General features: G+C 36.3%; 11 protein-coding genes and 1 pseudogene. 8 read left to right on the top strand and 4 right to left on the bottom strand.

The features are described from left to right. Positions 1 to 76 precede the first annotated feature (76 nt). From nrfD to RRF69_RS03535, 8 genes and pseudogenes are all read left to right on the top strand, one after another. On the top strand, positions 77 to 1,540 hold the full coding sequence (gene nrfD, locus RRF69_RS03570) for an NrfD/PsrC family molybdoenzyme membrane anchor subunit (protein WP_316940597.1): 1,464 nt from the start codon (positions 77 to 79) through the stop codon (positions 1,538 to 1,540). A 2-nt stretch (positions 1,541 to 1,542) separates the two neighbouring features. After that, on the top strand, positions 1,543 to 2,070 hold the full coding sequence (locus RRF69_RS03565; RefSeq protein ID WP_316940596.1) for a DUF3341 domain-containing protein: 528 nt from the start codon (positions 1,543 to 1,545) through the stop codon (positions 2,068 to 2,070). 10 nt (positions 2,071 to 2,080) lie between these two features. Continuing rightward, on the top strand, positions 2,081 to 2,629 hold the full coding sequence (locus tag RRF69_RS03560) for a cytochrome c (protein WP_316940595.1): 549 nt from the start codon (positions 2,081 to 2,083) through the stop codon (positions 2,627 to 2,629). Positions 2,630 to 2,656: 27 nt separating this feature from the next. Further along, entirely contained in the window at positions 2,657 to 4,069 is a 1,413-nt protein-coding gene (locus RRF69_RS03555; protein WP_316940594.1) for a quinol:cytochrome C oxidoreductase, read from the top strand. Positions 4,070 to 4,104: 35 nt separating this feature from the next. Then, on the top strand, positions 4,105 to 5,121 hold the full coding sequence (locus RRF69_RS03550; RefSeq protein ID WP_316940593.1) for a cytochrome c oxidase subunit II: 1,017 nt from the start codon (positions 4,105 to 4,107) through the stop codon (positions 5,119 to 5,121). Between the two features lie 28 nt (positions 5,122 to 5,149). Beyond that, positions 5,150 to 6,932 (top strand): annotated as a pseudogene (locus RRF69_RS03545) (cbb3-type cytochrome c oxidase subunit I). A gap of 130 nt (positions 6,933 to 7,062) precedes the next feature. Beyond that, positions 7,063 to 8,085 (top strand): Holliday junction branch migration DNA helicase RuvB, encoded by a 1,023-nt coding sequence (gene ruvB, locus RRF69_RS03540; RefSeq protein ID WP_316940592.1) that lies wholly within the window; start codon positions 7,063 to 7,065, stop codon positions 8,083 to 8,085. A gap of 64 nt (positions 8,086 to 8,149) precedes the next feature. After that, the gene (locus RRF69_RS03535) at positions 8,150 to 9,877 is read left to right on the top strand and encodes a solute carrier family 26 protein (RefSeq protein WP_316940591.1); all 1,728 of its coding nucleotides are present in this window, start codon (positions 8,150 to 8,152) and stop codon (positions 9,875 to 9,877) included. Between the two features lie 56 nt (positions 9,878 to 9,933). Here the strand turns inward: RRF69_RS03535 and arsM are convergent, their stop codons facing one another. The 4 genes from arsM to RRF69_RS03515 are packed head-to-tail and all read right to left on the bottom strand — an operon-like array spanning position 9,934 to position 12,941. Further along, on the bottom strand, positions 9,934 to 10,902 hold the full coding sequence (gene arsM / locus RRF69_RS03530; RefSeq protein ID WP_316940590.1) for an arsenosugar biosynthesis arsenite methyltransferase ArsM: 969 nt from the start codon (positions 10,900 to 10,902) through the stop codon (positions 9,934 to 9,936). A 54-nt stretch (positions 10,903 to 10,956) separates the two neighbouring features. After that, positions 10,957 to 11,772 (bottom strand): purine-nucleoside phosphorylase, encoded by an 816-nt coding sequence (locus RRF69_RS03525; protein WP_316940589.1) that lies wholly within the window; start codon positions 11,770 to 11,772, stop codon positions 10,957 to 10,959. 52 nt (positions 11,773 to 11,824) lie between these two features. Further along, entirely contained in the window at positions 11,825 to 12,427 is a 603-nt protein-coding gene (locus RRF69_RS03520; RefSeq protein ID WP_316940588.1) for a TIGR04282 family arsenosugar biosynthesis glycosyltransferase, read from the bottom strand. After that, a complete protein-coding gene (locus tag RRF69_RS03515; RefSeq protein ID WP_316940587.1) occupies positions 12,420 to 12,941 on the bottom strand; it encodes a rhodanese-like domain-containing protein in 522 nt (173 codons plus the stop codon). Before RRF69_RS03515 ends, RRF69_RS03520 begins: the two co-directional genes overlap by 8 nt. Positions 12,942 to 12,944: the final 3 nt, after the last annotated feature.

The following is a 12,944-nucleotide window of genomic DNA, read 5'->3' as shown; positions in this document are numbered from 1 at the left end:
ATCAACCTCGGTATTTGACTCTTCAACTCTTAAAGCTAGAAACTTTATAACGATAAATAAAAACTAAGTAATCAATATGTCTCATTACGAAGCATCCATCAGAGAACCTTTAGTATTAGGTGATAAAAGTTATCACGATATTACGGAAGATATTGCAAAGCCTATTGAAGGTCAGGCAAATAAAAATTGGTATATAGCTTTCTATATTTCCTTAGCAGCAATGCTATGGGGATTTGGATGTATCTTTTATACTGTTGGTACAGGTATTGGAGTCTGGGGATTGAACAAGAACATTGGATGGGCTTGGGATATCACAAACTTCGTATGGTGGGTTGGTATCGGTCATGCCGGAACTTTAATTTCTGCTGTACTATTATTATTCCGTCAAAAATGGAGAATGGCGATCAACCGTTCTGCGGAAGCCATGACTATTTTTGCTGTTTTTCAAGCAGGATTGTTTCCAATTATTCACATGGGTAGACCTTGGAACGCATATTGGGTTTTGCCAATTCCGAATCAATTTGGTTCATTATGGGTAAACTTTAACTCTCCATTACTTTGGGATGTATTTGCAATTTCAACATATCTATCAGTTTCTTTAGTATTCTGGTGGACTGGTTTATTACCCGATTTTGCAATGATCCGCGATCGAGCAGTAAAGCCTTTTCAAAAGAAAATATATTCATTATTGTCATTTGGATGGTCGGGAAGAGCAAAAGATTGGCAACGTTTTGAAGAAGTATCATTGGTGTTAGCAGGTTTGGCAACTCCCTTAGTACTTTCTGTACACACGATTGTATCGATGGATTTTGCTACGTCAATCAACCTAGGATGGCACTCTACCATTTTTCCTCCTTACTTTGTTGCTGGAGCAATTTTTTCAGGATTTGCAATGGTACAGACTTTATTAGGGATCATGAGAAAAGTGACCAACATGGAAGACTATATTACTAGGTTGCACGTTGAGTATATGAACATCGTTATCATCCTAACTGGAGGTATTGTTGCTGTAGCCTATGCGACAGAATTCTTTATTGCATGGTATACGGGTTCTCCTTACGAAAACTACACTTATTTATCTGTAGGAGCAGCAACAGGACCTTATGCTTGGGCATTCTATTCGCTATTATTTTTCAACATCTTAACACCACAGATTTTATGGTTTAAGAAGATTAGAAGAAGTTTTATCTGGTCTTTTATCATTTCAATCTTTATCAATATTGGAATGTGGTTTGAGCGTTTTGATATTATTGCCATTGTACTAAGTAAAGGACATTTACCATCTACTTGGTGGCGTTTTGAGCCAACTTTCGTAGATGTGGGTATTTTTATCGGTACCATTGGATTTTTCTTTGTGTTATTCTTATTATACGCAAGAACATTTCCAGTAATAGCACAAGCGGAAGTAAAAACAATCTTAAAATCTTCTGGTGAATTTTACAAGAAGAGAAGTGAACAAGGAATCCCAACCAAACCGGCTATTGTAGTTTTAAACACAACAGCTTCAAAGGAAGATTCTGATAACAATTTAAACGGATAATTATGGAATCATCGAAAGTTATTCACGCGTTTTACACAGATGACGAAATTTTGTTAGATGCTGTCAAGGCAGTCAAAGCAGAACATCATCATATTGAAGAAGTATTCTGTCCTTTTCCAGTCCATGGACTAGACAAAGCAATGGGATTAGCTCCAACACGATTGGCAATTACTGCATTTTTGTATGGGATTACGGGTCTTGCAATTGCTATTTGGATGACCAATTACATGATGATTGACAACTGGCCACAAGATATTGGTGGAAAGCCAAGTTTCAGTTGGATTGAAAATATGCCAGCCTTTGTGCCAATTATGTTTGAATTGACCGTGTTTTTTGCAGCTCACTTAATGGTAATTACTTTCTATATGAGAAGTAGAATTTGGCCATTTAAAAAAGCTGAAAATCCAGATCCAAGGACTACAGATGACCATTTTTTAATGGAAATTCCGGTACATCACAATATTGAAGCATTGACTTCTTTATTAAGTAAAACAGGCGCAGTAGAAATTAATGTAGTAGATAAGCACTAATCAATAGATAATGAAGAATTTTAAATTAATTATCGTTTTAGTATTTGCAGCAAGTTTAGCTTCTTGCGGCGATAAGAGAACTCCACAGCTTCAATACATGCCAGATATGTATGAGTCTATCCCATACGATGCTGATGCAGAAAATGGTTTGCTAGGAAAACCAGTGAATAGTAAACCTGTAGCAGGCACAATTCCAAGAGGAGGACATCCTGCTTATGACATTGCGGACACTAATGAAGGGTATGAAAAAGCAAAGACAACATTGAAATCGCCTTTTGCCAAGAGTGCCGAGAATTTAGAAAATGGAAAAAAAATGTATGCCATTTATTGTGCTACCTGTCATGGAACTAAAGGAGATGGAAATGGTTATTTATCGCAAGCAGATAAGTTTTTAGGAATTCCAAACTATAAAGATAGAGATATTACAGAAGGGAGTATTTATCACGTTTTAATTCATGGTAAAAACTTAATGGGTTCTCACTCATCTCAATTAACATATAAGGAGCGTTGGCAAATTGTACAATACGTAGAAGTATTGCGTACAAATTTGTTAAAATAAAGTTTAAAAAGAAAGAATACGAAAGATATGTATCAATTCTCAGGTAAGTTAAAAACAGTCTCATTAGCACTAATCCTTTTTGGATTTTTAGGATTAGCATATAGTTTTTATGCGGGATCTCAAAATACATTAGAAGACGCTAAGCATGCAATAGAAGCAGCTAGTAATGATGGTCATGGAAATGGTCATTCAGTTGCTGTTGATACGCATCAAACACCAGTTGCGCACGATGCACACGCTGAAACAAATGAAGTACATGCAGAAGTGCATGATGACAAACATGCCATTCATGTGTTGCACCAACTTCAAAATAGACCTTGGTCAGCATTTTATGTCGCCTTATTTTTCTCTTTAGGTGTTACACTTTTAGTGTTAGCATTTTATGCAATCCAAAGAGTTGCTCAAGTAGGATGGTCCGTTGTAATTTTAAGAGTCATGGAAGCGATCACTGCTAATTTATTGCCAGTGTCTATTATCATGATACTTGTTTTAGCTGCTTCAGTAATGCAACTCAATCATTTATTTCCTTGGATGGCAGAAGGAACTTTCGATCCAGAAAGTGAGCACTATGATGCTATTATTGATGGGAAATCTTGGTGGATGAACTCAACAGGATTTTTTGTAAGAAGTATTGCTTATTTATTGATTTGGAATGCATATCGCTTTTTTATCCGCAAAGGATCTATCAAAGAAGATACAGCTAACGATGGAAATAAAACGTACAAGAAAAACTATAACTTATCAGTAGTTTTCTTATTCTTGTTTATGATCACAGAATCCATGATGTCATGGGACTGGATTATGGGATTAGATCCTCACTGGTTTTCAACTTTATTTGGTTGGTATGTACTAGCAACTTTATTAGTCAGTGCATTAACAGTGATTGCATTTGTAACGATCTATTTACGTTCAAAAAATGCTTTACCTGGAATTAATGATAGTCATATTCACGATTTGGCAAAATTCATGTTTGGTTTTTCTGTATTCTGGACCTATTTATGGTTTGCACAATTTATGCTCATCTGGTATGCAGACATTCCAGAAGAAACTACCTATTTTGTAGCAAGATTTACAGAATATAAATTACCGTTTTTAGGGATGGTTGTGATGAACTTTGTATTTCCTATTCTACTTCTAATCAACAGTGACTTTAAAAGCAAGCCATGGTTTGTTTTTATTGGAGGAGCGGTTATTTTGATAGGACATTATATTGATGTTTTTGTCATGGTAATGCCTTCAACTGTTGGAGCTCAATGGTCTATAGGTATTCCCGAAATCAGTGCATTATTTTTCTTTATTGGATTGTTTATGTATACAACTTTTACTGCATTTGCGAAAGCGAATCCAATTGCAAAAGGAAACCCATTTTTAAAAGAAAGTGAGCATTTTCACTATTACAATATTGAACACTCAGGAGAAGGATCTGGAGATCACCACTAATAATAATTGAATTAAAAAATTAAGACAAAATACATATGTTAGCTCTATTTTATATTTTTATAGGTGTTGCAATTGGAGTCAGTTTTTGGCAGATAACCAGAGTAATGGACTTACGAACCGTTATTGCAGACGATCGTGACAATGACAAACAAGGAAAGTACTTTTTAGTATTTACAGTTTTCATTTATGCAATGATGATTTATTGCTTAATTGCAATGAATGTAATAATGTTACCCGAATCTGCTTCTATTGAAGGTGAGCATGATGACAACCTCTTTAATATTTCTTTTTGGTTGATTGGAATTGTGCAATTTGTAATGCAATTTTTAATCTTCTTTTTTACTTACAAGTACAGAGGAAGACAAGATCGAAAAGCAAAATTCTTTGCAGATAGTCACAAATTAGAAATTATTTGGACCATTATTCCTGCTGTTGTATTAGTCGTTTTGATTGGGTACGGATTATGGCAATGGAACAATGTAATGGACTTATCTGATGAAAAAGATGCAGTTGTTATTGAAGTTTATTCTCAACAATTTAGATGGGATGCTCGTTATGCAGGTGAAGACAATACTCTAGGATTAGGTAATGTAAATTATATTGACATCAATAGCCTGAATACAATGGGAGTTGACATGTCGGATAAGAACTCACAAGATGACAAGCAAGTAACAGAGTTGTACTTACCTAAAGGAAGGAAAGTACACTTTAAGTTCCGTTCACAAGATGTATTGCATTCTGCATACATGCCTCACTTTAGAGCACAAATGAATTGTGTTCCAGGAATGGTTACCGAGTTTGGTTTTACACCAAAATTCACTACAGAAGAAATGAGGTTGAATCCTGAGGTCATGGCAAAAACAAATGCTATTAACAAAATTAGAAAAGCAAAAGGGGAAGACCTCTATGAGTTTGACTATCTCCTTTTGTGTAATAAAATTTGTGGGCAATCTCACTACAACATGCAAATGAAAATTACAGTAGTGGAAGAAGATGAGTACAATGATTGGATTGCAGCTAGACCAACGTTATCAGAAGTAATAAAAAACTAATTTAAAGACACTACAAATACATAAGATTATGTCAGATCATCATCATAAAGAAACATTTGTAACAAAATACATTTTTAGCCAGGATCATAAAATGATTTCAAAGCAATTCTTGGTGACAGGAATGTTCATGGGAATTATTGCGGTATTAATGTCGATGTTATTTCGCTTACAATTGGCTTGGCCAGATACCTCATTTACCATTGTTGAAGCATTTTTAGGCTCTCACCAAACCGATGGAATTATGGATCCAGATATTTATTTGGCTTTGGTAACCATTCACGGTACCATTATGGTATTCTTCGTTTTAACGGCAGGTTTGAGTGGAACATTTTCAAACTTATTAATTCCATTGCAAATTGGAGCTAGAGACATGGCTTCTGGATTTTTAAACATGATTTCTTACTGGTTGTTTTTTATCTCGAGTGTTGTCATGGTTATTTCTCTATTTGTGGAAGCAGGACCGGCTTCAGCAGGTTGGACAATTTACCCTCCACTTTCTGCCTTGCCACAAGCGATTCCAGGTTCCGGAGCAGGAATGACCCTATGGTTAGTCTCAATGGCGATTTTTATTGCTTCCTCTTTAATTGGAGCACTAAACTATATCGTAACGGTTTTAAATTTACGGACAAAAGGTATGAAAATGACAAGATTGCCACTGACCATGTGGGCTTTCTTTATCACTGCAATTATTGGTGTGGTTTCATTTCCAGTCTTATTATCTGCAGCCCTACTATTAATTTTTGATAGAAGTTTTGGGACTTCATTCTACTTATCAGATATCTTTATTTCAGGAGAAGTATTGCATTATCAAGGAGGTTCACCAGTATTGTTTGAACACCTGTTCTGGTTTTTAGGTCACCCTGAAGTTTATATTGTATTATTACCAGCACTGGGAATTACTTCCGAAGTAATTTCAACCAATTCAAGAAAACCAATTTTTGGATATAGAGCAATGATTTTGTCAATTATAGCCATTGCTTTCTTGTCAACAATAGTTTGGGGTCACCACATGTTTATTTCTGGAATGAACCCTTTCTTAGGATCTGTATTTACTTTTACAACCCTATTAATTGCCATTCCTTCTGCTGTAAAAGCATTCAATTATTTAACGACCTTGTGGAAAGGTAACTTGCAATTAAATCCCGCAATGTTATTCTCTATTGGTTTGGTATCAACATTTGTAACAGGAGGTTTAACTGGGCTCGTTCTAGGAGACTCTGCCTTGGACATCAACATTCATGATACCTATTTCGTAGTTGCGCATTTCCATTTAGTAATGGGTGTTTCTGCAATCTTTGGAATGTATGCAGGAATTTATCATTGGTTTCCAAAAATGTATGGGAGAATGATGAATAAAACATTAGGATATTGGCATTTCTGGATAACGATTGTTTGTGCTTATGGTGTTTTCTGGCCTATGCACTTCATTGGATTAGCTGGTTTACCGAGAAGATACTATACCAACACCAATTTTCCAATGTTTGACGATTTGACTGACATCAATGTGGTCATCACACTCTTCGCATTAGTTGGAGGTATAGCTCAGTTAATTTTTATTGCAAACTTTTTCATCTCAATGTACAGAGGTCCAAAAGCAACTCAGAACCCATGGAAGTCCAATACATTAGAATGGACAACTCCTGTAGAACATGTTCACGGAAACTGGTCAAGGTAAAATCCCTGAAGTACACCGTTGGGCCTATGACTACAGCAAACGTGTAGATCCAAATGATGACGATAGTGATTTCTTACATGGTCAAGATTTTGTTTTACAAACAACACCACCATTAGAAGGTGAAGAACCTTCTTAAAAAAAGTACTGATTCTTACTAGAAAAGAAGCGGCATTTAAATATTCAAAAACCTTTCCACTTTCGGAAAGGTTTTTTGTTTGAAATAAAATCCTAAATTATTCACTACAATTAATAGTATCTTTGTATTTATGAATGAGCATTTAAACCCTGAAAATGACAACTTATCAAATGAAGAACTAGACGTAGAAAAAAAATTACGGCCACTGTCTTTTGACGATTTTTCAGGACAAGATCAAGCAATTGATAATCTTAAGATTTTTGTAGAAGCTGCCAATCAGAGAGGCGAGGCTTTAGACCATACCCTTTTTCATGGACCTCCAGGTTTAGGGAAAACCACTTTGGCACACATTCTTGCCAACGAATTGGAAGTAGGCATCAAAGTTACATCAGGACCTGTCCTTGACAAACCAGGTGATCTAGCAGGGCTACTTACCAATTTAGATGAAAGAGATGTGTTGTTTATTGATGAAATCCATCGTTTAAGTCCCATTGTAGAAGAGTATTTGTATTCTGCGATGGAAGATTATAAAATCGATATTATGATCGAATCTGGACCCAATGCAAGAACGGTTCAGATCAATCTAGAACCATTTACTTTAATAGGGGCAACCACACGGTCAGGATTGCTAACGGCTCCTATGAGAGCGCGCTTTGGTATCAATAGTAGATTGCATTATTATACCACAGAATTACTAACAACAATTGTACAAAGAAGTGCCGATATTTTAGACGTTCCGATTTCTATGGAAGCTGCTATCGAAATTGCAGGGAGAAGTAGAGGAACTCCAAGAATTGCAAACGCGTTATTGCGTAGGGTACGAGATTTTGCACAAATCAAGGGGAATGGATCTATTTCCATAGAGATTGCAAAGTATGCCTTAAAAGCCCTAAATGTTGATGCACACGGTTTGGATGAGATGGATAACAAAATCCTAACGACCATCATTGATAAGTTTAAAGGAGGGCCTGTTGGACTTAGTACCATAGCGACTGCTGTGAGTGAAAATACAGAAACGATAGAAGAAGTATACGAGCCTTTTTTAATTCAGCAAGGGTTCATCATGCGAACCCCACGAGGGAGAGAAGTCACGGAATTGGCATACAAACACCTAGGAAGAGTCAAAGGAAGGAATCCAGGAGAATTATTCTAAGAAATAAGAATGAAGTAGTACTTCGTAGAAGGTACATTCCCGAATACAAATTGCAATCAATAAAATGAATTTAAAAAAGAACATTCCAATTTTTGATTGGCTCCCTAATTATAAAGCCTCGTCGTTCAGAGGAGACCTAATTGCAGGAATTACCGTGGGAATCGTTTTAATCCCACAAGGGATTGCCTATGCTTTAATAGCGGGCCTACCCCCAATCTATGGATTGTATTGTGCCTTATTACCTCAACTAGTCTATGCTATTTTTGGTTCGTCCAGACAAGTCTCAGTTGGGCCAGTAGCAATGGATTCTTTAATTGTTGCAACAGGAGTTTCTACCGTCGCTTTAGCAGGATCTGAAAGTTATATTGCCATTGCAATATTTTTAGCATTAGTAGTGGGAAGTTTGCAATTCTTAATGGGGGTATTTCGCTTAGGTTTTATTGTTAATTTTTTATCAAAACCAGTCATTCTCGGTTTTACTTCAGCGATAGCATTGATTATTGGGATGAATCAATTTCGAAATTTATTTGGGGTCAATTTTATTCAAAGTGACCAAATCCATGTTCTTGTGGCAGATTTTTGGCATCAATTCGCAGACTTTCAGATAAACACTACCCTTATAGGTCTCTTTTCGATAGTATTGATAGTCATTCTCAAGAGAATCAATAAGAAATTACCCAGTGCATTGATTGTTGTTATTATTGGAATTATACTATTGAAATTCTTTGGAAATTCTTTTCCTCAAGTTGATATCGTGAAAGAAATCCCATCGGGTTTGCCGAGTTTTGGAATCCCTGAAGTTGATTTCCAATTAGTCAAAGATTTATTGCCCATTGCATTTACGTTAGTGATGGTGGGGTATTTGGAAATTATCTCAATGGGAAAGACGTTGGAAGCAACCCAAGATGAATATCGTGTACGGCCTAATCAAGAGTTAATTGCCTTAGGGTTGAGTAATATTGTGGGATCTTTTTTCAAAGCGTATCCTTCAACATCCAGTTTTTCACGTTCTGCCATCAATCAAGAGAGTGGAGCAACAACAGGTATGGCTGCGTTAATTTCGGTTGCAATGGTCGTTATCACTCTCCTGTTTTTAACTCCTTTATTTTACTTTCTACCGAAGGCGGTATTAGGAGCAATTATTATTGTGGCTGTTTTTGGATTAATCAATTTTAAAGAAGGTCGTTTTCTTTGGAATACGAACAAACTTGATTTTTGGTTGATGTTGGTGACTTTTTTTGCAACCTTATTTCTAGGGATCGAACAAGGAATTTTTGTGGGAGTTTCATTGTCTTTGATTGTCCTAGTATTCAGAACTTCACGACCTCATGTTGCCGAATTAGGAAAAGTTCCACATGCCGATTTTTATCGCAACAAAAGCCGTTTTGAAGAAGTAAGTATCGAACATGATATTTTGGTATTTCGATTTGATGCACAATTATTTTATGCCAATGCTGGTTATTTTAGAGATTCTTTAGATCAAATGGTTGAGGAAAAAGGAGCTGCATTAAAACTGATTGTGTTAGATGCAGAAAGTATCAATAGAATTGACAGTACGGGAATAGAAATGCTAAAAGAACGGGTTCGCTATTATCAAAAAAAACATATTATCTTTTATTTCTCAAGTTTAAAAGGACCTGTGAGAGATTTGTTATTCAGAGCAGGTTTGTTGGATAGTATCGATAAGACTCATTTTTTTATACGTACCCATGACGCAGTTGAATATTACAAAACGGGTGATGGATCACAACAAGAAAAACATGCAAAATACATTCATCAATCCTATGAGTAACCTCCCCTTAAAAAAGCAGTTTACTGTTTTAGAAAACTACTTTTTTTACGAGGGAATTAGCAACATCCACCACCATCATAATGGAAGGTAGATTCTGAAAAGAAAAGATCATCTCTTCCCAAAGCTTTTAGTGCAGCGGCAGTTTTATCACAAATTGCAAGAGGCTGGTTTTTCAATAAGGTATGTCCTTCTCCGTCGTCAAAATAGTCTTCGCTACCATAATAAATGGCGGCTTTTCCCGTAAAAATACAGGGACCGTCTGCAGGCATGGGGTCTTTGATAGCAGCCACTTCAATAGATTCGATATAGATCAATTCATCGGTAGGGTAATTCTTGGGATCTAAAATTCTGTACGGTTTTCTAGCTCTAATTTCTATAGTTCCAAATCCAGCGTCTGTAAGTGCTTTTACATAGTCTGCGATAGACAAACTTCCACTTAAACACAAGGCTCGCAAACGGGCATCATTTCGAAGTGCATCATTCATTGGCTGTTCACAGGTTGGATCGCTCATTACTAAACGACCGTGGGGTTTTAAAACGCGGTACATTTCTGCTATGGCCTTCTTTAAATCATCAGATTTAAAAATATTGAACAAACAATTTTGTGCAGCAACATCAATCGAATTATCTGCAACAGGCAAATCCATTGCATCACCTTTTCGAAGGTCGACAAAATCGCTCTGAAACCAATCGTTTTGCTCTTCAGCAATTTTAAAATTGTTTCTGGAAGCTTCTAGCATTTCGTCTACCACATCCAGTCCTATTACACCGCCTTTGGTTCTATTGAAATAAGAGAATTGCAGCAATTCCATTCCGCCGCCAACACCTACATACAACATTTTAGGGTTGTTGGTCAAATCTCTTGCATGGACTGTAGAACCACAACCGTAGTTCATTTCTTGCATGATGCGAGGGATTTTGAGACCTGGAAATTCCCAAATAGGATTGGTGGTACAACAAAGCCCAATATCGGGGGTCAGTGCTGCTTGTTTATAAACGTCGTTCGTGGTTTCTAAGTAACTCATAGTTTGGATTTCAGTAAGTCTTTATAGTTGTATTAGGATGTAAAAAACTGTATGTTATATAATTTTTATCAATTCTTTAAAAAGAAGAATCATTTTTGGTTCTGCTTTTCCAGCAATTGCAATGATTTCTGAAATATCTACGGGTTGTAGATTTTTAGGGTCGCATTCGTCTGTCAATACCGAAATGGCTGCACAAGGAAGATTTAATTGTTTGGCAACGATGACTTCTGGTACCGTACTCATTCCTACAGCATCTGTTTCCAGAATTTGTAACATTCGATATTCTGCTCGGGTTTCTAGCTGTGGCCCCACCACACTGGTATAGATTCCTTCGTGTAATAGGATGTTATTTTCGAGGGCGATTGTTTTAATTTTTTGGTTGATTTCTTTTGAATACGGAGCCAACATATCTGCAAAAATATTTCCAAAAACATTTGCCCCTTTAAAGGCCAAAGGGGAATCTCCTTGTAAATTGATGTGGTCTTCAATCAACATTAATGTTCCTTTTTTGTAGGATAAATTGATAGCGCCTGCTGCGTTTGAAATAAGTAAATTCTGAATCCCCAATGCGTGCATGGTTCGAATTCCATAGGTTACTTCCCAGAGATCGTAGCCCTCATATTTATGAAAACGTCCAGCCATGACTAGCACTTTTTTTCCAGACAGCTCGCCGTAAATTAATTTTCCAGAATGAAACTCCACTGTTGCTTGAGGGAAATTTGGTATTTCCGCATAGGCAATTTCTTTTTCAATTGCTATCTCGTCGACCAACTTTCCTAAGCCAGTTCCCAGTACAATTCCAATTTTTGGATTTTTTATTCCTGCTGATTTTAAAAAAGCGACAGTTTCATTCAATTGTTGTTGTTTCATTTTGCTAGACTTCGTGATGTTTTTAAAAAGTTGGATGGTAAAAGGCGACTAATTATTCTAAAAATTGTTCCAAAGAAGGGTGCCCTTTGATATCTTCAAAAACATCAATATCATTCAATGTTTCTAACAAATGTACTTTTTTATCTTTTAAATCGGACAAGGTTTCGCTTCTTACTGATGCGGTTCCCCATTTTTTATTAGTAAAGAGCTTCGGTTCAAGTTCTTTCAGGCCCAACAAATAGTAGCCCCCATCTTCTGCAGGACCGATAACCACCTCGTTGCTGTCTAATTTTAAAAAAGCAGTTTCAATAAGTTCTTCGGACAAATCAATTAAGTCACTTCCTATAACAATTACTTTTTGATAACCAGCGTTAAACGAATCTTGAAATGCATTTTGCATTCGGATCCCTAAATCGGCTCCAAATTGTTGTTTTTTGAGATAATGAGTAGGATTCCAAAGATCATGGTCTCTCACTTTTACAGAATAGTAAACCGCCTTATCACAGGAGAGGTTTTGAGTCACTGCATGGGTATGGTTTAATAAAACAAGATAGATGGAAAGTGCTGCTTTATCACCAATGGTCTTTGCCAAACGAGTTTTTACTGCTCCCAGTTCGGGGTTTCTTGTAAAAATGAGGAGTAAGTTTTTAGTCATTTATTTTTTCGCCTTTAAGAAGCCACTTACTCCATTCGTGATTGAAGGTATGAACTTTATTGGTTTTATGGTGATTGGAGGTATACACCGGATTTCCTTGATTTTTCCATTCAAAAATTCCTCCATATAAATTGAAAACTGTCGAGTACCCTACTTTCTTTAGTTGTTCACCAATGTCTTCGGAACGGATTCCTAAAGAGCAGTATACGACGATAGGGGTTTCTTTATTTGGATGTTTTTTTAACGTTTGAAGAATGTTGAAATTATCATAACCCACAAAATTTGCATCTTGAATGTGACTAATTTGAAACTCTTTCTCTTCTCTCGTATCAAAGAGAAGTATTTTCTTGTTATCGTAAGAGGAGACAGACGACTTTTCAAGAATCGCTGCTAAACTGTCCACCGAAATATAAGGAATGCTTCCTGAATTGTGTTTTTCCAATAGGGATTTTAGTGTTTGCTGTGCAAAGGTATTGATAGAAATCAGTAAGAAAATAAGGATTGGTTTTTTCATTTT

Origin of the sequence: Polaribacter sp. HL-MS24, assembly GCF_032758595.1 — a bacterium.
Taxonomy (GTDB): Bacteria; Bacteroidota; Bacteroidia; order Flavobacteriales; family Flavobacteriaceae; genus Polaribacter.
Note: the sequence above shows the minus strand (reverse complement) of the source record. Positions and strands in the feature narration are given on the sequence as shown.

What these genes read in the sequence shown, in the direction of transcription:
- nrfD (WP_316940597.1), top strand. Translation starts at nt 77, where the DNA reads ATGTCTCATTACGAAGCATCCATCAGAGAACCTTTAGTATTAGGTGAT.
- RRF69_RS03565 (WP_316940596.1), top strand. Translation starts at nt 1,543, where the DNA reads ATGGAATCATCGAAAGTTATTCACGCGTTTTACACAGATGACGAAATT.
- RRF69_RS03560 (WP_316940595.1), top strand. Translation starts at nt 2,081, where the DNA reads ATGAAGAATTTTAAATTAATTATCGTTTTAGTATTTGCAGCAAGTTTA.
- RRF69_RS03555 (WP_316940594.1), top strand. Translation starts at nt 2,657, where the DNA reads ATGTATCAATTCTCAGGTAAGTTAAAAACAGTCTCATTAGCACTAATC.
- RRF69_RS03550 (WP_316940593.1), top strand. Translation starts at nt 4,105, where the DNA reads ATGTTAGCTCTATTTTATATTTTTATAGGTGTTGCAATTGGAGTCAGT.
- ruvB (WP_316940592.1), top strand. Translation starts at nt 7,063, where the DNA reads ATGAATGAGCATTTAAACCCTGAAAATGACAACTTATCAAATGAAGAA.
- RRF69_RS03535 (WP_316940591.1), top strand. Translation starts at nt 8,150, where the DNA reads ATGAATTTAAAAAAGAACATTCCAATTTTTGATTGGCTCCCTAATTAT.
- arsM (WP_316940590.1), bottom strand. Translation starts at nt 10,902, where the DNA reads ATGAGTTACTTAGAAACCACGAACGACGTTTATAAACAAGCAGCACTG.
- RRF69_RS03525 (WP_316940589.1), bottom strand. Translation starts at nt 11,772, where the DNA reads ATGAAACAACAACAATTGAATGAAACTGTCGCTTTTTTAAAATCAGCA.
- RRF69_RS03520 (WP_316940588.1), bottom strand. Translation starts at nt 12,427, where the DNA reads ATGACTAAAAACTTACTCCTCATTTTTACAAGAAACCCCGAACTGGGA.
- RRF69_RS03515 (WP_316940587.1), bottom strand. Translation starts at nt 12,941, where the DNA reads ATGAAAAAACCAATCCTTATTTTCTTACTGATTTCTATCAATACCTTT.